General features: G+C 67.4%; 14 protein-coding genes. 4 read left to right on the plus strand and 10 right to left on the minus strand.

Annotated elements, in window-relative coordinates:
* The first annotated feature begins 25 nt into the window (after positions 1–25).
* On the plus strand, positions 26–1,156 hold the full coding sequence (locus tag N5D91_RS14360; RefSeq protein WP_180854346.1) for an efflux RND transporter periplasmic adaptor subunit: 1,131 nt from the start codon (positions 26–28) through the stop codon (positions 1,154–1,156).
* A gap of 4 nt (positions 1,157–1,160) precedes the next feature.
* Positions 1,161–4,322: an efflux RND transporter permease subunit gene (locus N5D91_RS14365; protein WP_180854345.1), complete on the plus strand. Its 3,162-nt coding sequence runs from the start codon at positions 1,161–1,163 to the stop codon at positions 4,320–4,322.
* Between the two features lie 158 nt (positions 4,323–4,480).
* Here N5D91_RS14365 and N5D91_RS14370 read toward each other — a convergent pair whose 3' ends face one another.
* Positions 4,481–5,386, minus strand: coding sequence for a LysR family transcriptional regulator (locus N5D91_RS14370; RefSeq protein WP_180854344.1), 906 nt, complete (start codon positions 5,384–5,386; stop codon positions 4,481–4,483).
* A gap of 117 nt (positions 5,387–5,503) precedes the next feature.
* Here N5D91_RS14370 and N5D91_RS14375 point away from each other — a divergent pair, with 117 nt between their 5' ends.
* Entirely contained in the window at positions 5,504–6,277 is a 774-nt protein-coding gene (locus N5D91_RS14375) for an SDR family oxidoreductase (RefSeq protein ID WP_100473855.1), read from the plus strand.
* Positions 6,278–6,384: 107 nt separating this feature from the next.
* On the opposite strand, the gene leuB is transcribed toward N5D91_RS14375, so the two are convergent.
* The 9 genes from leuB to ilvC all read right to left on the minus strand — a co-directional run bounded on the left by leuB (position 6,385) and on the right by ilvC (position 16,038).
* Positions 6,385–7,446, minus strand: coding sequence for a 3-isopropylmalate dehydrogenase (gene leuB, locus N5D91_RS14380; protein ID WP_180854343.1), 1,062 nt, complete (start codon positions 7,444–7,446; stop codon positions 6,385–6,387).
* Positions 7,436–8,014: a 3-isopropylmalate dehydratase small subunit gene (leuD, locus tag N5D91_RS14385; protein WP_005410953.1), complete on the minus strand. Its 579-nt coding sequence runs from the start codon at positions 8,012–8,014 to the stop codon at positions 7,436–7,438. Before leuD ends, leuB begins: the two co-directional genes overlap by 11 nt.
* Positions 8,014–9,432: a 3-isopropylmalate dehydratase large subunit gene (leuC, locus tag N5D91_RS14390; protein WP_110713569.1), complete on the minus strand. Its 1,419-nt coding sequence runs from the start codon at positions 9,430–9,432 to the stop codon at positions 8,014–8,016. Before leuC ends, leuD begins: the two co-directional genes overlap by 1 nt.
* Before the next feature lie 60 nt (positions 9,433–9,492).
* The gene (locus N5D91_RS14395; protein WP_110713567.1) at positions 9,493–10,272 is read right to left on the minus strand and encodes a class I SAM-dependent methyltransferase; all 780 of its coding nucleotides are present in this window, start codon (positions 10,270–10,272) and stop codon (positions 9,493–9,495) included.
* 10 nt (positions 10,273–10,282) lie between these two features.
* The gene (locus N5D91_RS14400; RefSeq protein WP_071228154.1) at positions 10,283–11,869 is read right to left on the minus strand and encodes a 2-isopropylmalate synthase; all 1,587 of its coding nucleotides are present in this window, start codon (positions 11,867–11,869) and stop codon (positions 10,283–10,285) included.
* Complete coding sequence (locus N5D91_RS14405; RefSeq protein WP_153854471.1) at positions 11,866–12,957, minus strand: threonine dehydratase; 1,092 nt, start codon at positions 12,955–12,957, stop codon at positions 11,866–11,868. The genes N5D91_RS14400 and N5D91_RS14405 overlap by 4 nt, the downstream gene beginning before the upstream one ends.
* Positions 12,958–13,053: 96 nt before the next feature.
* The gene (locus N5D91_RS14410) at positions 13,054–13,305 is read right to left on the minus strand and encodes an ACT domain-containing protein (RefSeq protein WP_014038403.1); all 252 of its coding nucleotides are present in this window, start codon (positions 13,303–13,305) and stop codon (positions 13,054–13,056) included.
* Positions 13,289–15,025: an acetolactate synthase 2 catalytic subunit gene (ilvG, locus tag N5D91_RS14415; RefSeq protein ID WP_180854342.1), complete on the minus strand. Its 1,737-nt coding sequence runs from the start codon at positions 15,023–15,025 to the stop codon at positions 13,289–13,291. The genes N5D91_RS14410 and ilvG overlap by 17 nt, the downstream gene beginning before the upstream one ends.
* Before the next feature lie 38 nt (positions 15,026–15,063).
* The gene (gene ilvC, locus N5D91_RS14420) at positions 15,064–16,038 is read right to left on the minus strand and encodes a ketol-acid reductoisomerase (protein WP_110713561.1); all 975 of its coding nucleotides are present in this window, start codon (positions 16,036–16,038) and stop codon (positions 15,064–15,066) included.
* A gap of 685 nt (positions 16,039–16,723) precedes the next feature.
* Between ilvC and ggt the strand changes: the two genes are divergently transcribed.
* The gene (gene ggt / locus N5D91_RS14425; RefSeq protein WP_164162342.1) at positions 16,724–18,442 is read left to right on the plus strand and encodes a gamma-glutamyltransferase; all 1,719 of its coding nucleotides are present in this window, start codon (positions 16,724–16,726) and stop codon (positions 18,440–18,442) included.
* Positions 18,443–18,467: the final 25 nt, after the last annotated feature.

Consider the following 18,467-nt stretch of genomic DNA (forward strand, 5'->3'; position numbering starts at 1 on the left):
CCCTGCGTTTTCAGGACGTTGACCGATGAAGATCGTGCGCTGGATGGGCGGTATGGTGTGGGTGGCTGCGCTGGCAGCCTGTTCGGGACAGGAACAGGCGCCTCAGGCCGCCGTGCCGGTGCTGGTGGTTCACCCGGGCGAGCAGGCCGGGCAGACGCCTGCGGCGTTCCCGGGCACGGTGCGTGCACGCCAGGAAAGCCCGTTGTCGTTCCGCGTTGGCGGCAACCTGGTCAAGCGCCACGTCGATGCCGGCCAACGGGTGAAGAAGGGCGACGTGCTGGCCGAGCTGGACGTGGCCGACTTCGCGCTGCAGGCCCGCGCCTCGCAGGCGCAGCTGGCTGCGGCGGAAGCTGATCTGGTGCGTGCCCGCGATGACCTCAAGCGTTACCAGGTGCTGGCCGACCAGCAACTGGTCAGCCGTTCGCAGCTGGACCAGCAGTCGGCCGCGTTCAAAGCGGCACAGGGCCAGGCCAACGCCGCCCGCGCCAACCTCGATGTGCTGCGCAACCAGGCCGACTACGCGCAGCTGCGCGCACCGGCCGACGGCGTGATCGCCAGCCGCGAGGCCGAGGCCGGGCAGGTGGTGTCCGCCGGCCAGACCATCTTCAATCTGGCCGCCGACGGTGGCCGCGAAGTGCTGATCGACCTGCCCGAAGCCACCATCCGCGACTATGCGGTTGGCCAGCCGGTCGAGGTGGAGTTGTGGAACCGCCCGGGCCAGCGCCTGCCGGGCACGATCCGCGAGATCGCTGCCGCTGCCGATCCGCAGGCACGCACCTATGCAACCCGGGTCAGCCTGGCAGCCGATGCGCTGGCCGATGTCGAGCTGGGCCAGAGTGCACGCGTCTACAGCAGCGCCGGCCGCCACGGCACCCTGCAGCTGCCGCTGGGCGCACTGCAGCGCGGTGCCAATGGTGCCGCTAGCGTGTGGGTGGTCGATCCGGCCAACAGCACGCTGAAGGCCGCAGTGGTCACCACCGGTGCGTTTGGCAGCGAGAGCGTGCCGGTGCTGTCCGGCGTGAACGCGGGTGACTGGGTGGTTGCCGCCGGTGGCCACCTGTTGCGGGCGGGCCAGCCGGTGATCGCCGTGGATCGGCAGAACCGCCCGGTGCTGAAGCCGACCGCGCCGGCGGCTGCCGCCAAGGCCAAGGAGTAAGCCGGTGCGCCGCTTCAATCTATCCGAGTGGGCGCTGGCCAACCGACCCCTGGTGCTGTTCGCGATGCTCGCCTTCGCCTTGATCGGCGCGTGGTCGTACAAGCATCTGGGCCAGTCCGAGGATCCACCGTTCACCTTCAAGGCGATGGTGGTGCGTACGCTGTGGCCGGGTGCTACCGCCGAGCAGGTCTCGCGGCAGGTGACCGAGCCGATCGAGAAGGCGCTGATGAACACCGGCGAGTACGAGTTCATCCGCTCGTATTCGCGCCCGGGTGAATCGCAGGTCATCTTCATGGCGCGCGACAGCCTGCGCTCCAAGCAGATTCCGGATCTGTGGTACCAGGTGCGCAAGCGCGTGGGCGACATCCGCCCGACGCTGCCGCGCGAGATCGTCGGCCCGTTCTTCAACGATGAGTTCGGCGACACCTACGGCAACATCTATGCGCTGACCGGCAAGGGCTTCGACTACGCGGTGATGCGTGATTACGCCGACCGCATCCAGCTGGAGCTGCAGCGCGTGCCCGACGTCGGCAAGATCGACCTGGTCGGCCTGCAGGACGAGAAGGTGTGGATCGAGCTGTCCAACACCCGCCTGGCCACGCTGGGCGTGTCGATGCAGCAGGTGCAGCAGGCACTGGCCGACCAGAACGCGGTCACCGGCACCAGCTTCTTCGAGACCGCCACCGATCGCGTGCAGCTGCGCGTGACCGGCCAGTTCAATGACATCGACGCCATCCGCCAGTTCCCGATCCGCGCTGGCGACCGCACCGTGCACCTGGGCGACATCGCCGAGGTCAAGCGCGGCTTCGCCGACCCGGCGTCGCCGAAGATGCGCTTCATGGGCGAGGAGGCGATCGGCCTGGCCGTGGCAATGAAGGACGGCGGTGACATTCTCAAGCTTGGCGCCAACCTTGATGCCGAGTTCGAACGCCTGCAGAAGACCCTGCCGGCCGGCATGCAGCTGCGCAAGGTGTCCGACCAGCCGCAATCGGTGGAGGAGTCGGTCGGCGAGTTCGTGCAGGTGCTGACCGAAGCGGTGGTGATCGTGCTGCTGGTCAGCTTCTTCTCGCTGGGCCTGCGCACCGGCCTGGTGGTAGGTGTGACCATCCCGCTGGTGCTGGCGATGACCTTCTTCGTCATGCACTACTTCGACATCGGCCTGCACAAGATCTCGCTGGGCGCGCTGGTGCTGGCGCTGGGCCTGCTGGTGGACGATGCGATCATCGCGGTGGAGATGATGGCCACCAAGATGGAACAGGGCTACGACCGCCTGCGTGCGGCCAGTTTCGCCTGGGAATCGACCGCGTTCCCGATGCTGACCGGCACCCTGATCACGGCGGCCGGCTTCCTGCCGATCGCCACGGCCGCATCGAGCACCGGTGAATACACCCGCTCGCTGTTCCAGGTGGTGACCATCGCACTGGTGGTGTCGTGGATTGCCGCAGTGCTGTTCATCCCGTATCTGGGCGACAAGATGCTGCCGGACCTCTTCAATCCGCAGCCGCCGAAGCCGGGCAGCCTGTCCGCGCGCTGGCTGGCCAAGCGCCAGCAGTGGGCCGACCGCTATCCGGCGCTGGCCAACCTGATCGCACCGCCACAGCACGGGCACGACCATGATCCGTACCAGCGCCCGTTCTACCGCAGCTTCCGCCGCTTCCTGGATGCCTGCCTGCGTCATCGCTGGTGGGTGATCGCCGCGACCATCGGCCTGTTCGTGTTCTCGCTGATGATGTTCCGCTTCGTGCCGCAGCAGTTCTTCCCGGATTCGACCCGGCCGGAACTGATGGTGGACATCGAGCTGGCCGAGGGCGCGTCGCTGCGCTCGACCCAGGCCCAGGCCGAGAAGCTGGAGAAACTGCTGTCCAACCGCGAGGGCATCGCCAACTATGTGTCCTACGTGGGCACCGGTTCGCCGCGCTTCTACCTGCCGCTGGACCAGCAGCTGCCGGCCACCAACTTCGCCCAGTTCGTGGTGCTGGCCAAGGACATCAAGTCGCGCGAAAGCACCCGTGACTGGCTGCTGCATGAGGTGATCCCGAAGTTCCCGGACGTGCAGATGCGCGTGACCCGCCTGGAGAATGGTCCGCCGGTCGGTTACCCGGTGCAGATGCGCATCTCCGGCGAGCACATCGAGAAGGTGCAGGCGATCGCACGCCAGGTCGAGGCCAAGGTGCGTGAAAACCCGCACGTGATGAACGTCAACCTGGACTGGAGCGAGCCGAGCAAGGTGGTGCGGCTGGTGATCGACCAGGAGCGTGCCCGCGCGCTGGGCGTGAGCAGTGCCCAGGTCAGCCAGTTCCTGTCCAGCTCGCTGGCCGGGCAGTCGGTGAGTGTGTATCGCGAAGGCAACCGCCAGATCGAGATGCTGCTGCGTGGGCCGGCCGATGAACGCAACCAGCTGGAGCTGCTGTCGAGCCTGTCGATGCCGACCGCCAACGGCGGCAGCATCACGCTGTCGCAGGTGGCGACGATGGAGTACGGCTTCGAGGACGGCATCATCTGGCACCGCAACCGCCTGCCGACGGTGACCGTGCGCGCCGACATCAGTGATGGCATGCAGCCGCTGGACGTGGTGCACCAGATCCTGCCGACGCTCGACGGCATCCGCGCCGAGCTGCCCAGCGGCTACCTGCTGGAAACCGGCGGTACCGTGGAAGATTCGGCACGTGGCCAGAACTCGATCAAGGCCGGCATGCCGCTGTTCCTGGTGGTGGTGGCCACGCTGCTGATGCTGCAGCTGCGCAGCTTCTCGCGTGCGGCGATGGTGCTGGTGACCGCGCCGCTGGGCATCATCGGTGCGACCCTGTTCCTGCTGCTGTTCCGCGCGCCGTTCGGCTTCGTGGCGCTGCTGGGCACGATCGCGCTGGCGGGCATGATCATGCGTAACTCGGTGATCCTGATCGACCAGATCCAGCAGGACATCGATGCCGGGCATGACCGCTGGCATTCGATCATCGATGCCACGGTGCGCCGTTTCCGCCCGATCGTGCTGACCGCGCTGGCGGCGGTGCTGGCGATGATTCCGCTCTCGCGCAGTGCGTTCTATGGCTCGATGGCGATCTCGATCATGGGTGGCCTGATCGTGGGCACTGTGCTGACCCTGGTGTTCCTGCCGGCGCTGTACGCCGCGTGGTTCCGGGTCAAGCCGGACGAATCCGGGGCGTAACGCCCCGGGTTCGGCGGCCACTGCCCTGGTAGGTGCCAACCTTGGTTGGCACTGTTGCACGCATCCACGCATGGCGGGGATTTACCGCAGCGGGTCTTGGCCCTGGTAGGTGCCAACCTTGGTTGGCACTGATGCGTGCATCCACGCATGGCGCCGATCTACTGCAGCTGCAGGCCGTTCCGCAGCACCGGCAGCAGCCATTCGATGAACACCTGCACGCGTTGCGCGCGGTGTTGCCGGTGCGGCTGCAGCAGGGTCACCGGTAACGGCTGCGCCACGTACTGCGGCATCACCTCCACCAATGCGCCTGACTGCAGTTCAGCCTGTACGTCGTAGCGCGGAATCTGCAGCAGCCCCAGTCCGGCCACGCAGCAGGCGATCGAGGCCTCGGCACTGTTGACCCGCACCCAGCCGGGCATCGGCAACGTGCGCAGCTGGCTGCCGTCCTGCCACTCCCACGCTTCCACCCGCGCTGTCGTCGGCGATGCATAGTTCACCGCGCGATGCTGCTGCAGGTCGGCAGGATGCTGTGGCATGCCGTGCTCGCGCAGGTAGGCCGGCGCGGCGACGTTGACGAAGTCGAGCTGTCCCAGCATGCGCGCGACCAGGCTGGAGTCACCCAGCTGGCCGACCCGCAGCACCGCATCACAGCCGTCTTCGATCAGGTTCACCGCGCGGTCGGTCATGCCCAGGTCCACTTCAACCTGCGGATGGCGCGCGAAGAAGTCGGGCAGGGCCGGGGCGAGGATGCGGCGGCCGATGCGGCTGGGCACGTCGATCTTCAGCAGGCCCACCGGCTGTGCGTCATCCTGTCGGAACAACGATTCGGCGTCTTCAACCTCTGCGATCAGGCGCAGGCAGCGGGCATGGAACACGTCGCCGTCGTGGGTGGTGGAGACCCGCCGGGTCGAGCGCTGCAGCAGGCGGGTGCCGAGCCGCTGCTCCAGCTCCGCAATGGCCGCCGAGACGGTGGAGCGGGGCAGGCCGAGCTGGTCGGCGGCGCGGGTGAAGCTGGCGCACTCCACCACCCGGGTGAAGATGCGGAAGCGATCGATCCGGTCCATTGTTCGTTGGCTCTGGAAAGTTAAGTCAATGTGGCGGGCTTTATCCGCTTTTTCTGCACGATATCGTCGTCAGGGCAGGGTTGCCACCCCGGGCAGCCCCCTCCCGAGACAAACGCCATGACCGACCATTCCCTCAAGGGCAAGACCGTGCTGATCGCCGGTGGCGCCAAGAACCTCGGCGGACTGATCGCCCGCGACTTCGCCAGCCAGGGCGCCAAAGCCATCGTCATCCACTACAACAGCGCCGCCACCCAGGCCGATGCAGAGGCGACCGTCGCCGCCGTGCAGGCCGCTGGCAGCACGGCGGTGGCGCTGCAGGGCGACCTGACGTCGGCCGCAGCGATGGAGCGCCTGTTCGCCGATGCCGTGGCTGCAGTCGGTCGCCCTGACATCGCGATCAATACGGTCGGCAAGGTACTGAAGAAGCCGCTGCTTGAGATCAGTGAAGCCGAGTACGACGAGATGAGTGCGGTCAATGCCAAGGCTGCGTTCTTCTTCCTGAAGGAGGCCGGCCGCCACGTCAACGACGGTGGCCGCATCTGCACGCTGGTCACCTCGCTGCTGGGGGCGTTCACCCCGTTCTATTCCAGCTATGCAGGCACCAAGGCACCGGTCGAGCATTTCACCCGCGCGGCGTCCAAGGAGTTCGGTGAGCGTGGCATCTCGGTGACCGCGATCGGCCCGGGTCCGATGGACACGCCGTTCTTCTATCCCGCCGAGAGTGCCGATGCGCAGGCGTATCACAAGACCGCGGCCGCACTGTCGGCGTTCACCCGTACCGGACTGACCGACATCGCCGACATCGTGCCGTGGATCCGCTTCCTGGTCACCGACGGCTGGTGGATGACCGGGCAGACGATTCTGGTCAATGGTGGGTACACCACCAAGTAACGCAGCCACGCAGGGCGTGGCCGCGAGGTCCCTGTAGAGTCGAGCCATGCTCGACTCAGGCAACAGCAGTCGAGCATGGCTCGACTCTACAAGTGTTGCCGGATAGGTCAGCCCAGCTTCGCCAGCACCGCATCCGTGGCGGCTGCGGTACTCACTGCCGTTCCCTTCGCCGCGAGGTCGGCGGTGAACACGCCGTCGTCCAGCACGACGTGCACGGCGGCTTCCACCGCGGCGGCTTCGGCTTCCAGCCCCAGTGAATGGCGCAGCAGCATCGCCGCACTGAAGATCGTTGCGTAGGGATTGGCGATGCCCTTGCCGGCGATGTCCGGGGCCGAACCGTGGATCGGCTCGTAGATACCGACCGCACCGGGCTCGCCCAGCGAGGCCGACGGCAGCAGGCCGAGCGAGCCGGCCAGCATCGAGGCTTCGTCGGTGAGGATGTCACCGAACATGTTCTCGGTGACGATCACGTCGTACTCGCGCGGCTTGGCCAGCAGGTGCATCGCCATCGAATCGACCAGCTGGTGTTCCAGCGCCACGTCCGGGAACTCCTCGCGGCCGATGCGCGCGGCCACGTTACGCCACAGGCGCGAGGTTTCCAGCACGTTGGCCTTGTCCACCGAGGTGACCTTGCCGCGACGCTGTTGCGCCAGGCGGAACGCACTGCGCAGCACGCGTTCGATCTCGGCCACGGTATAGCGGCACAGGTCGCTGGCGCTGTCGGCATCGCGGGTCTTGTCGCCGAAGTAGATGCCGCCGGTCAGTTCACGCACCACCACGAAGTCCACCCCCTGCAGCAGCTCGGCCTTGATCGGCGAGGCGTGCAGGGCGGCTTCATGGGTACGCACCGGGCGCAGGTTGGCATACAGCCCCAGCGCCTTGCGGATCGCCAGCAGGCCCTGCTCCGGGCGCACCTTGGCGTTCGGGTCGGACCACTTCGGGCCACCGACCGCGCCCAGCAGCACCGCGTTCGCGGCCTGGCAGGCCGCCAGGGTCGACGCCGGCAGCGGTTCACCGTGGCGGTCGATGGCGATGCCACCGATGTCGTGCTCGCTGAAGGTGAAGGTGTGGTTGAAGCGTTCGGCGACGGTCTTCAGGACCGCAACCGCGGCGGCGGCGACTTCCGGGCCGATGCCATCACCGGGCAGGACAACAATTTCAGCGTGCATGCTCACTCTCGTAACGTTCAATTTCAGGGACACGGCCCAACAGATACCCCAACTGGTCGACACCTTCCAGCAGGCAGGTCTGCGAGAAGCCATCCAGCGGGAAGGAATAGACGCGACCATCGGGCGTGCGCAGTTCGCGCGCGGCCACGTCGATGGTCAGCTCGTCGTCCGGGCGCTGCATCAGCGCCTGTACATCGGCCTCGTCCAGCACGATCGGCAGCAGGCCGTTCTTCAGCGAGTTGCCGCGGAAGATGTCGGCGATCTCGCTGCTGACGATGGCGCGCAGGCCGAGGTCGGTCAGCGCCCACGGTGCATGCTCGCGCGAGGAACCGCAGCCGAAGTTGCGGCCGGCCAGCAGGATGCTGCGGCCGGCGTTGTGCGGCTGGTTGAAGGCGAAGTCGGCCACCGGCGAACCATCGGCCTGCCAGCGCCAGTCATTGAACGCGTTGCGGCCCAGGCCGGCGCGCTCGGTGGTGGACAGGAACCGCGCCGGGATGATCTGGTCGGTGTCGATGTTGGTCTGGCGCAGCACCACGCTGGCCGAGGTCAGGGTACGGAAACCAGCCATCACGCCACCTCCTGTGCGAACAGTTCGCGGGTATCGGCGACGTGCCCGTTCACCGCGGCCCACGCCGCGCTCATCGGCGAGGCCAGCAGCGTGCGCGAACCGGGGCCCTGGCGCCCCTCGAAATTGCGGTTGCTGGTGCTCACGGCCAGCTGGCCGGGTGCGACCAGATCGCCATTCATGGCGATGCACATCGAACAGCCCGGCTCGCGCCATTCGGCACCGGCCGCGCGCACGATCTCATGGATGCCTTCGGCTTCGGCTTCGCGCTTGACGATCTCCGAGCCTGGCACCACCAGCATGCGCACCCGCTCGGCGACGCGGCGACCGCGCAGCACCTGCGCCACTTCGCGCATGTCGCTCAGGCGGCCGTTGGTGCACGAGCCGACGAACACCACGTCCACCGGTGTTCCGGCCAGCGCCTTGCCGGCCTGGAAATGCATGTAGTCCAGGCCTTTCTGTGCGGCAGCATCGTTGGCCGCCGGAATCGGCGCATCCACTGCGATGGCGGTGCCCGGATGGGTGCCCCAGGTCAGGGTCGGGCGGATATCGGCAGCGTCGATGTGCACTTCACTGTCGAAACGCGCGCCCTCATCGCTGCGCAGCTGCTGCCAGCGCGCCACGGCAGCGTCGAAGTCGGCGCCCTTGGGACCACGTGGGGTCGCGGCGACGAAGTCGAAGGTGACCTGGTCCGGCGCCACCATACCGGCGCGTGCGCCGGCCTCGATCGACATGTTGCACAGGGTCATGCGCTGTTCCATGTCCATCGCTTCGATGGTGCTGCCACGGAATTCGATCACGTGGCCGGTGCCTCCGTTGACGCCGATCACGCCGATGATGTGCAGGACCACGTCCTTGGCACCGACGCCCGGCGCCAGCGCGCCGTCAACGGTGATCGCGAACGTCTTCGCCTTGCGCTGCAGCAGGCATTGCGTGGCCAGCACGTGGCCGACCTCGCTGGTACCAATGCCGAACGCCAGCGAACCGAACGCACCATGGGTGGAGGTGTGGCTGTCGCCACAGACGATGGTCATGCCCGGCTGGGTGAAGCCTTGTTCCGGCGCGATCACGTGGACGATGCCGCGATTGTCCGAGGCCATGTCGAACAGCTCGATGCCGTGCTCGGCGCAGTTGCGTGCCAGCGTGGCGACCTGGGCTTCGGAGGCGGCGCTGGCATAGGGCAGCGTGCCATCGGCGGCGGCCGGCAGGGTCGGCGTGGAGTGGTCCATCGTCGCCTTGGTGCGATCCGGGCGGCGCGGCGACAGGCCGCGCTCGCGCAGTTCGGTGAACGCCTGCGGCGAAGTGACCTCGTGGATCAGGTGCAGGTCGATGTACAGCACGGCGGGCGCGCTGTCGGATTCGGGAACCACCACGTGGGCGTCCCACAGTTTGTCGTACAGGGTGCGGGGTGCGGAAGTCATGCGTATGCCTGGCAGAAGTACGAAATAGCGGACATCAGGAAAGATAGCGAAAAGGTCATGTCAGCGACGGCGGGCGAGCACCCGCAGCCGCACGTAGTCGGCCAGCGGCTGGCCGGCGGCATTGCGCGGCAGCTCGGCCAGCAATGCGGTGGCGGCCTCGCGCACGGTGGCGCGTGCCTCGGCCGGCAGGTCGTCCAGCAGCGGCGCAGCGAATACCCGCAGCCAGCCGGCCACGCCGGTCGGCAGTGCGGTCGGGCGCGGTGTGCACTCGATCAGTTGAACCTGGAAGCCATGCTGGCGCAGGCGGTCGGCATAGGCATCGGCAGTGGGGAAGTACCACTGGAAGGCACTGGCGCCGTGGCCGTGGGCCGCGCGCGCGGCCTGCACCGCCGCGATGATGGTGGCCACGTTGCCATGGCCGCCGAATTCGGCGACGAAGCGGCCACCGGGGCGCAGGGCGCGGCGCACACCTTCCAGCACGCGGTCCGGGGTGCCCATCCAGTGCAGCGCCGCATTGCTGAACACCGCATCGAACTCGGCGTTGAAGGTCAGTGCGTGGCCATCCATCACCTGCGCATCGACGCCGCGCGCACGCGCGGCGATCACCAGTTCCGGTGAGGCATCCACGCCGTGGATGTGCGCGCCGCTCAGCGCCAGCTCGGTGCTGAGCACGCCATCGCCACAGCCCAGGTCGAGGATGCGTTCACCGGCGCGCGGGTCGAGCAGGCGCGATACAGCGCCGCCGAGCAGCGGCACGAAGCCGGCGTCGATCGCATAATCCTGGGCGTTCCACTGCTGGCCAGCGGCGCTGGTCGGGGTGGGGGTGTCGAAGGCGCTCATGGCGGGGTCCTCAGGCGGTGGCGGGGGTGGCAACGTCGGTGTTGCTGTGGGCGGCAGCCTGGCGCTGGCGCAGCAGGCGGTTGGCAACATCCAGCCAGGCCAGTGCGGAGGCTTCGATGATGTCCTTGCTGGTGCCGGTGCCGTCGTACTCCACGCCCTCGTGGCGCACGCTCAGATTGGCTTCGCCGCGCGCGTCGGCGCCGATGCCGACGCTGTGCACGTGGTAGCTGTCCAGCATCAGCTGCACGCCGGTAGCGGCCGACAGCGCGCCGAACAGCGCATCGACCGGGCCATCGCCCTGCGCGGTCTCGGCCACGCGGTTACCGTCCGGGTCGGACAGTTCCACCAGCGCATTGGCGCGGCTGCCGACATCGCTGATAGTCATCGACGCCAGGCGGTAGCCCTGCGCGTTGGAGCCGCCCTGCATCAGCGTCTGCAGGTCGGCATCGGTGACCACGCGCTGCTGTTCGCACAGACCCTTGAACTGCTCGAACACCAGCTTCAGTTCGTCTTCGTCCAGCCAGAAGCCCAGCGCACGCAAGCGCGCTTCGACGGCGGCGCGGCCACTGTGGCGGCCAAGCACCATCTGCGAATCTTCCCAGCCCACGTCTTCCGGACGCATGATTTCGTAGGTGCCGCGGTGGCGCAGCATGCCGTGCTGGTGGATGCCCGATTCGTGGGCGAAGGCATTGGCGCCCACGATGGCCTTGTTACGCTGTACCGGCATGCCGACCAGGCGCTGCAGCAGCTGCGAGGTGCCGACGATGCGCGGAGTGTTGATCGAACTGTCCTGCTCGTAGAAGGCCTGGCGCACCTTCAGCACCATCGCGATCTCTTCCAGCGAGCAGTTGCCGGCGCGCTCGCCGATGCCGTTGATGGTGCATTCGACCTGGCGCGCGCCGCCTTCGATGGCGGCCAGCGAGTTGGCCACGGCCAGGCCCAGGTCGTTGTGGCAGTGCGCACTGAAGATCACGTTGGCGGAATTCGGTACGTCGGCGACGCCGGCGATGACCTGCTGGAACATCGCGCGGATCTCTTCCGGCGTGGTGAAGCCGACGGTGTCGGGCAGGTTGATGGTGGTGGCGCCGGCAGCAATGGCCACGCGCGCGACTTCGATCAGGTAGTCCAGCTCGGTGCGGGTGGCATCTTCGGCCGAGAATTCGACATCGTCGATGTAGGAGCGGGCCAGCGAGACGTGCTTGCGTACCGACTCCAGTACCTGCTCGCGGGTCATCCGCAGCTTGTGCTCGCGGTGCAGCGGGCTGGTCGACAGGAACACGTGCAGGCGCGGGTTGGCAGCGGCCTCCAGCGCACGTGCCGAGGTTTCGATGTCGGCCTGCAGGCAGCGCGACAGCACCGCCAGGGTCAGGCTCGGACGGCGCAGTTCGCGGCCGATCAGTGCCATCGCCTCGCGGTCGGACTGCGAGCTGGCCGGGAAGCCGGTCTCGATGATGTCCACGCCCAGTTCGTCCAGCGCACGCGCCATCACCAGTTTCTGCGGCGGGCTCATGCTGCAGCCGGGGGACTGCTCGCCGTCACGCAGGGTGGTGTCGAAGATGCGGATGCGCGGGGTGGTAATTCGTTCGATGGTGGTCACAGGGAAATCTCCTCGACAGCGGGTGCGACGGCTTGCAGGGGGGAAGGGGAAGAGGTGGGGGAAGCGGTGGCGCTGGCCTTGGCGGGCGAGCGCGGGGTTTCACTGCGCCGTCGCCGCGGTTTGCGTGGCGGGCGCGGGCGGATGTCGGTGAGCAGGCCGGCCAGGACACCGGCATCGATGTTGCCGCCGGAGACCACCGCGCACTTGCGGCGGCCGGCGACGCGGCGGCCGGCCGCCAGCGCCAGCGCACCAGCGCCCTCGGCGATGATGTGTTCTTCCAGTGCCAGCCGCACCAGGGTTTCGCGCAGTTCGGCCTCGCGCACGATCACCACATCATCCAGCAGCGAGGCGCACAGGCGGCGGGTCAGGAAGCCGGGAATCTTCACCCTCACGCCGTCGGCCAGCGAGGCAACGGGGGCGATCCCGCGCACGTCGCCACGGATCGCACGCGCCATCGAATCGACACCTTCCACCTGCGCGCCAACGACGCGGACGCCCTGCGATTTCAGCGCCAGCGCAACGCCGGAGGCCAGGCCGCCGCCGCCGATCGGCACGATCACCACGTCCGGCGCGTGCGCGGCCAGCTCGATGCCGACCGTGCCCTGGCCGGCGATCACGTCGGCATCGTCGAACGCGGACAGGAAGCGGTAGCCGTGGCGTTGTGCCAGTTCGACCGCGAAGGCGTAGGCCTCGTCATAGCTGTTGCCGTGCTGGCGCACGGTCGCGCCCCAGTGGGCGACGCCGGCGATCTTGGTGGCCGGTGCGCCGTGCGGCATCACGGTGATGGCCGGCACGTCCAGGCGGTAGGCCGCCCACGCCACGCCCTGGGCATGGTTGCCGGCCGAAGCGCAGATCACTGGCCGGGTATCGCCGCGCTCGCGGCCGGCCAGCAGCGCGTTCAACGCGCCGCGCACCTTGTAGGACCCGGTGCGCTGCAGGTTCTCCAGCTTCAGCCAGGTGCCGAAGCGCTCGGCATGGTGCAGCGGGGTGGGCGGCAGGAAGCGGCGCAGACGAGCCTGCGCCGCCAGTACGTCGGCGACGCTTACGTCGCCGACATCGCTTTCCTGGCTGGTGTCAGCGACCGGCATGGGCCACCAGCGCAGTGCAGAAGACCGCCGCATGCGGGCACGGGCGGCGAAGAAGACGCCTCCGTACCGGCACCGTGGTCGCTACGGTACGGGTGTTCATACGGATGCTCCTTCCACGGCGGTGACCTGCACGGACACGCAGTCGTAGATCTTCTCGATCTGCCGGCACAGCGTTTCCGCCGGACGCTGGCCATCCACCACCAGCTGCAGGTGCCAGCGGCCATCGTCGGCGGCCACTGGCGCACCGCTGATCGCGCGCGGCGCGAAGCCACGGCGTTCGGCCATGCCGATCACGCGCAGCAGCGCGCCTTCGGCCGGGTGCAGCACCAGGTCAAGCCGGTATTGCATTGGGGGTCTCCTGGCGGGCGTGGGCGGGATTGCTTTCCAGCATCGTGCTGTTGGCGGTGTTCGGCGGCACCAGCGGCCACACGTTGGCGCGCGCATCGATGGCCACGTGCAGCAGTGCCGGTCCCGGTTCGGCCAGCAGCGCGGCCAGCCCGCCTTCGACGTCATCACGTGCGTCGATGCGGGTCGCGGCGATGCCGAACACCTGCGCCAGCGCCACGAAGTCCGGGTTGTCGGACAGGTCGATCTCGCTGTAACGCTCGGCGAAGAACAGCTCCTGCCACTGCCGCACCATGCCCAGCGAACTGTTGTCCAGCAGCACGATCTTCACCGGCAGGCGGCAACGCGCGATGGTGGCCAGCTCCTGCACGTTCATCATGAAGCTGCCGTCGCCGGAGACCAGCACCACGGTGCGATCGGGGCAGGCGAACTGCGCACCCATCGCGGCCGGCAGGCCGAAGCCCATGGTGCCCAGCGCGCCACTGGTCAGGTGGTTGCGCGGGTGGTTGAAGCGGCAGTGCTGTGCCACCCACATCTGATGCTGGCCGACATCGCAGGCGATCACCGCATCGGCCGGTGCCAGTTCGCTCAGGCGCTTCAGCATGGCCGGTGCGTAGATGTGCTGGCCCGGCGCGTCGTAGCGTGCGGCGAAACGATCGCGATGCTGCGCGCAACGCTTGCGCCATGCGTCCTGGTGGGCCTTGGGGGAGGGGAAGGCCGCACGCAGGGCGCGGATGGCATGGCCGACATTGCCAGCCACGGCGACATCGGCGCTGCGCAGCTTGGAGATCTCATACGCGTCCGCATCGATGTGGACGACACGGGCGAACGGTGCGAACTCGGCCAGCTTTCCGGTGGCACGGTCGTCGAAGCGTGCACCCAGCACCAGCAGCAGGTCGCTTTCCTGCACCGCCATGTTGGCCGCGCGGGTGCCGTGCATGCCCAGCATGCCCAGCGACTGCGGGTGGTTGGCCGGCAGCGCGCCCAGCCCGCGCAGGGTCATCACGGTGGGGATGGCGCTGGCCTCGACGAAAGCGCGCAGGTCCTGCACCGCATCGCCCAGCGCGATGCCGCCACCGGCGTAGACCACCGGCTTTTCGGCGGCTGCCAGTGCGGCGATGGCCTCGGCGATGGCGGCTTCGGCCGGGGCAGGCGGCGGCTCGACGCTGCTTGGCACGTGCGCCGGCAGATGACTGGCATCGGCCAGCTGCACGTCCTTGGGCAGGTCGATCAGCACCGGGCCGGGCCGGCCTTCGCGGGCGATGCGGAACGCATCGGCGACCACGCGCGGCAGGTCATCGACGCTGCGCACCAGCCAGCTGTGCTTGACGATCGGCAGGGTCAGGCCGAACACATCCAGTTCCTGGAAGGCGTCAGTGCCCAGCAGCGGCGTGGCGACCTGGCCGGTGATGCAGACCATCGGCACCGAATCCAGCATCGCGTCGGCGATGCCGGTGACCAGGTTGGAGGCGCCCGGGCCGGAGGTGGCCACGCAGACGCCCACCTGGTTGCTGGCGCGGGCGAAGCCGTTGGCGGCCAGTGCCGCGCCCTGCTCATGGCGCACCAGGACGTGCTTCAGCGACGAATCCACCAGCGCGTCGTAGAACGGCATGATGGTGCCGCCGGGATAGCCGAACAGCGTGTGGACGCCCTCGGCCTCCAGCGCCTGGGTCAGCCAGCGCGCGCCGTTGGGCGGCGCGCTGCGATGTGTGGAAGAGTTCATGGGGGAACCTTGCAAAGCGGGTGGGGGAGGCCGCGCGGTTACGCGGCCTGTCCTTGCAACCAGACCATCTTGGCGCGCAGTTCCTTGCCCACCTTTTCGATCGGGTGCTCCAGGTCGGCCTGCTTGAACCTGTTGTAGTTCGGCAGGCCCGCTTCGTACTCGGCCACCCAGTTCTTGGTGAAGGTGCCGTCCTGGATGTCCTTCAGCACTTCCTTCATGCGTGCCTTGGTGCCGGCGTCGATCACCCGCGGGCCGCTGACGTAGTCGCCGTACTGCGCGGTCTCGGAGATGAACTCCAGCATGCGCGAGATGCCGCCTTCGTAGAACAGGTCCACGATCAGCTTCAGTTCGTGCAGCACTTCGTAATAGGCGATCTCCGGCTGGTAGCCGGCTTCGACCAGGGTTTCGAAACCGGCCTGCACCAGTGCCGAGGCACCGCCGCACAGCACCGCCTGCTCGCCGAACAGATCGGTCTCTGTCTCTTCCTTGAAGGTGGTCTGGATCAGGTTGGCGCGGGCGCCGCCGAGGCCGGCCGCGTAGGCCTGCGCGTGCTGCGCGGCCTTGCCGCTGACATCCTGGTAGACCGCCCAGATGCACGGTACGCCGCGCCCGATCTCGTACTCACGACGCACCAGCGCACCCGGGCCCTTCGGCGCAACCAGCACCACGTCCAGGTCGGCGCGCGGCTCGATCATGCCGTAGTGCACGTTCAGGCCATGCGCGAACAGCAGGCAGGCGCCCTGCTTCATGTTCGGCGCCAGCACGTCGTTGTAGAGCTTCTTCTGCACCATGTCCGGGGTCAGCACGGCGACCAGGTCGGCATCCTTCACCGCATCGGCGGGCGCGATCACGGTGAAGCCATCGGCCTGGGCCTTGGCTTCGGTCGGGCCGCCCGGACGCAGGCCTACCACCACGTCGAAGCCGGATTCGCGCAGGTTCAGTGCGTGGGCGCGGCCCTGGCTGCCGTAGCCGATGACGGCGATCTTGGTCTGGGGCAGGTCGTTGGTGCTCATGGGGGAGGTTCCTTGCGGTGGGAAGAAAAAAGAACGGCCGGTCGTCGAGGTGACGTGCCGGCCGGTCAGGGGAAAGCGGTGGAGGAGGCGCCACGCGTTGCACAGGCACAGCCACCACGAGGCGTCGCGGTGGTGCAGGTCCGGGTTGTGCGATCGGCGTTGGTCATGGTGGTTGCGTCTGAAACCAGGTCCTGAAATGAAAAAACCCGCACCGGGGCGGGTGCGGGTTTTTGAAGAGTTCCGGTGTGTTTGTTGCTTACACGCTGGCTCGTCCCGCACCTGTTGGTTGGGTAATAAGTACGAGCACAAGAATCGAACGCAGCGAGGCGGCGCCGGTGTCGGCGGCTTCGATGTGGGTTCGCGGTGGCGTGTTGTGATGCAACATGTGATCGAGAGGAACACAACCGTTTCGGCGATGTCAACCCTCGCGACGGAATTTTTATCGGTTTCCGCTGCATCCAGCGCAATCGCTTGTGGCACAAGGATGGTTGCCGCTGAAAGTGTTTCGGTGAACCCGAATTCACTCCTTTCAGGTCGGCTTCTGCGCGGAATCCAGCGGATTTTCGCCTTGTTGGGTGCGGACCTCCGCACCCACCCCAGGATCAACGTCCATGACCTCTGCCCGATACCGCGTGAAGGCCGCAGCGGCGAAGATCGGGGACCACCCTTCCATCGGAACCCGACCGTGTCCCGACGCCTTGCCCGTTCCCTGCTCGCTGCCGCCGTGCTGGCTGCCGTGCCCGCGCTGTCCTTTGCCGCCGACCGCATCACCGGCCACGCCTTCGCTACCCGTTCGGAGGTGATCGCCCCGCATGCGATGGCCGCCACCTCGCAGCCACTGGCCACCCAGATCGCGCTGGACGTGATGAAGGGCGGTGGCTCGGCGGTGGACGCGGCTATCGCCGCCAACGCCGCGCTTGGCTTGATGGAGCCGACCGGCAACGGCATCGGCGGCGACCTGTTCGCCATCGTCTGGGACCCGAAGACGCAGAAGCTCTATGGCTACAACGGTTCGGGCCGTTCGCCGAAGTCGCTGACCCTGGCCGAGTTCCAGCGCCGTGGCCTGAAGGACATCCCGGCTACCGGCCCGCTGCCGGTCTCCGTGCCCGGCGCAGTCGATGGCTGGTTCGCGCTGCACGACCGCTTCGGCCGCAAGCCGATGGCCGACAACCTGGCGCCGGCCATCCGCTACGCCCGCGAGGGCCATCCGGTGGCCGAAGTGATCGCCTACTACTGGGACCGCTCGGTACCCAAGCTGTCGCAGTACCCGGGCTTCAAGGAACAGTTCACGATCAACGGCCACGCCCCGCGCAAGGGCGAGATGTGGAAGAACCCGAATCTGGCCAGTACGCTGCAGAAGATCGCCGACGGCGGCCGTGATGCCTTCTACAAGGGCGATATCGCCCGCACCATCGGCGACTATTTCAAGGCCAACGGTGGCTACCTGAGCTACCAGGACATGGCCGACCACCACGGTGAGTGGGTTGAACCGGTCAGCAGCAACTATCGCGGCTACGACGTGTGGGAGCTGCCGCCGAACAGCCAGGGTATCGCTGCATTGCAGATCCTCAACGTGCTGGAAGGCTACGACTTCTCGAAGATTCCGTTCGGTTCACCGGAGCATGTGCACCTGTTCGTTGAAGCGAAGAAGCTGGCCTTCGCCGACCGTGCGCGCTTCTATGCCGACATGGCGTTCCAGCCGGCGCCGGTGCAGAAGCTGATCTCCAAGGAGTACGCCGCACAGCGCCGCGCACTGATCTCGATGGACAAGGCGCTGAAGGAAGTGCAGCCGGGCACGCCGAAGCAGCTGGAAGAAGGCGACACCATCTACATGACCGTGGCCGACGCCGACGGCATGATGGTGTCGCTGATCCAGTCCAACTACCGCGGCATGGGCAGCGGCATGGCGCCGCCGGGGCTGGGCTTCATCCTGCAGGATCGTGGCGAGATGTTCGTGCTGCAGAAGAACCATCCCAACGGCTACGCACCGGGCAAGCGCCCGTTCCAGACGATCATCCCGGCGTTCATCACCAAGGGCGGCAAGCCGTATGCCAGCTTCGGCGTGATGGGCGGCGCGATGCAGCCGCAGGGCCACGCGCAGATCGTGATGAACCTGGTGGATTTCGGCATGAACCTGCAGGAAGCCGGTGATGCACCGCGCATCCAGCACGAGGGCTCGACTGAACCGACAGGTCAGGCCACGGCGATGACCGACGGTGGTGAAGTGAATCTGGAAACCGGCTTCCCGTATGAAACGGTGCGTGCGTTGATGCGCAAGGGGCATCGCATCGTGTTCGCCGACGGTCCGTATGGTGGGTATCAGGCGATCATGCGTGATCCGGAATCCGGCGTTTACTACGGTGCGTCTGAGAGTCGAAAGGATGGGCAGGCGGCGGGGTATTGAGGTTTCCCGGCCACCGGGCGCAGCC

The sequence above is a fragment of the Stenotrophomonas sp. GD03794 genome, assembly GCF_029842145.1.
In the GTDB taxonomy this organism is placed as follows: domain Bacteria; phylum Pseudomonadota; class Gammaproteobacteria; order Xanthomonadales; family Xanthomonadaceae; genus Stenotrophomonas; species Stenotrophomonas riyadhensis.

Coding starts and splice junctions, on each gene's coding strand:
- N5D91_RS14360 (WP_180854346.1), top strand. CDS start 26: ATGAAGATCGTGCGCTGGATGGGCGGTATGGTGTGGGTGGCTGCGCTG.
- N5D91_RS14370 (WP_180854344.1), bottom strand. CDS start 5,386: ATGGACCGGATCGATCGCTTCCGCATCTTCACCCGGGTGGTGGAGTGC.
- N5D91_RS14375 (WP_100473855.1), top strand. CDS start 5,504: ATGACCGACCATTCCCTCAAGGGCAAGACCGTGCTGATCGCCGGTGGC.
- leuB (WP_180854343.1), bottom strand. CDS start 7,446: ATGCACGCTGAAATTGTTGTCCTGCCCGGTGATGGCATCGGCCCGGAA.
- leuD (WP_005410953.1), bottom strand. CDS start 8,014: ATGGCTGGTTTCCGTACCCTGACCTCGGCCAGCGTGGTGCTGCGCCAG.
- leuC (WP_110713569.1), bottom strand. CDS start 9,432: ATGACTTCCGCACCCCGCACCCTGTACGACAAACTGTGGGACGCCCAC.
- N5D91_RS14395 (WP_110713567.1), bottom strand. CDS start 10,272: ATGAGCGCCTTCGACACCCCCACCCCGACCAGCGCCGCTGGCCAGCAG.
- N5D91_RS14405 (WP_153854471.1), bottom strand. CDS start 12,957: ATGCCGGTCGCTGACACCAGCCAGGAAAGCGATGTCGGCGACGTAAGC.
- N5D91_RS14410 (WP_014038403.1), bottom strand. CDS start 13,305: ATGCAATACCGGCTTGACCTGGTGCTGCACCCGGCCGAAGGCGCGCTG.
- ilvG (WP_180854342.1), bottom strand. CDS start 15,025: ATGAACTCTTCCACACATCGCAGCGCGCCGCCCAACGGCGCGCGCTGG.
- ilvC (WP_110713561.1), bottom strand. CDS start 16,038: ATGAGCACCAACGACCTGCCCCAGACCAAGATCGCCGTCATCGGCTAC.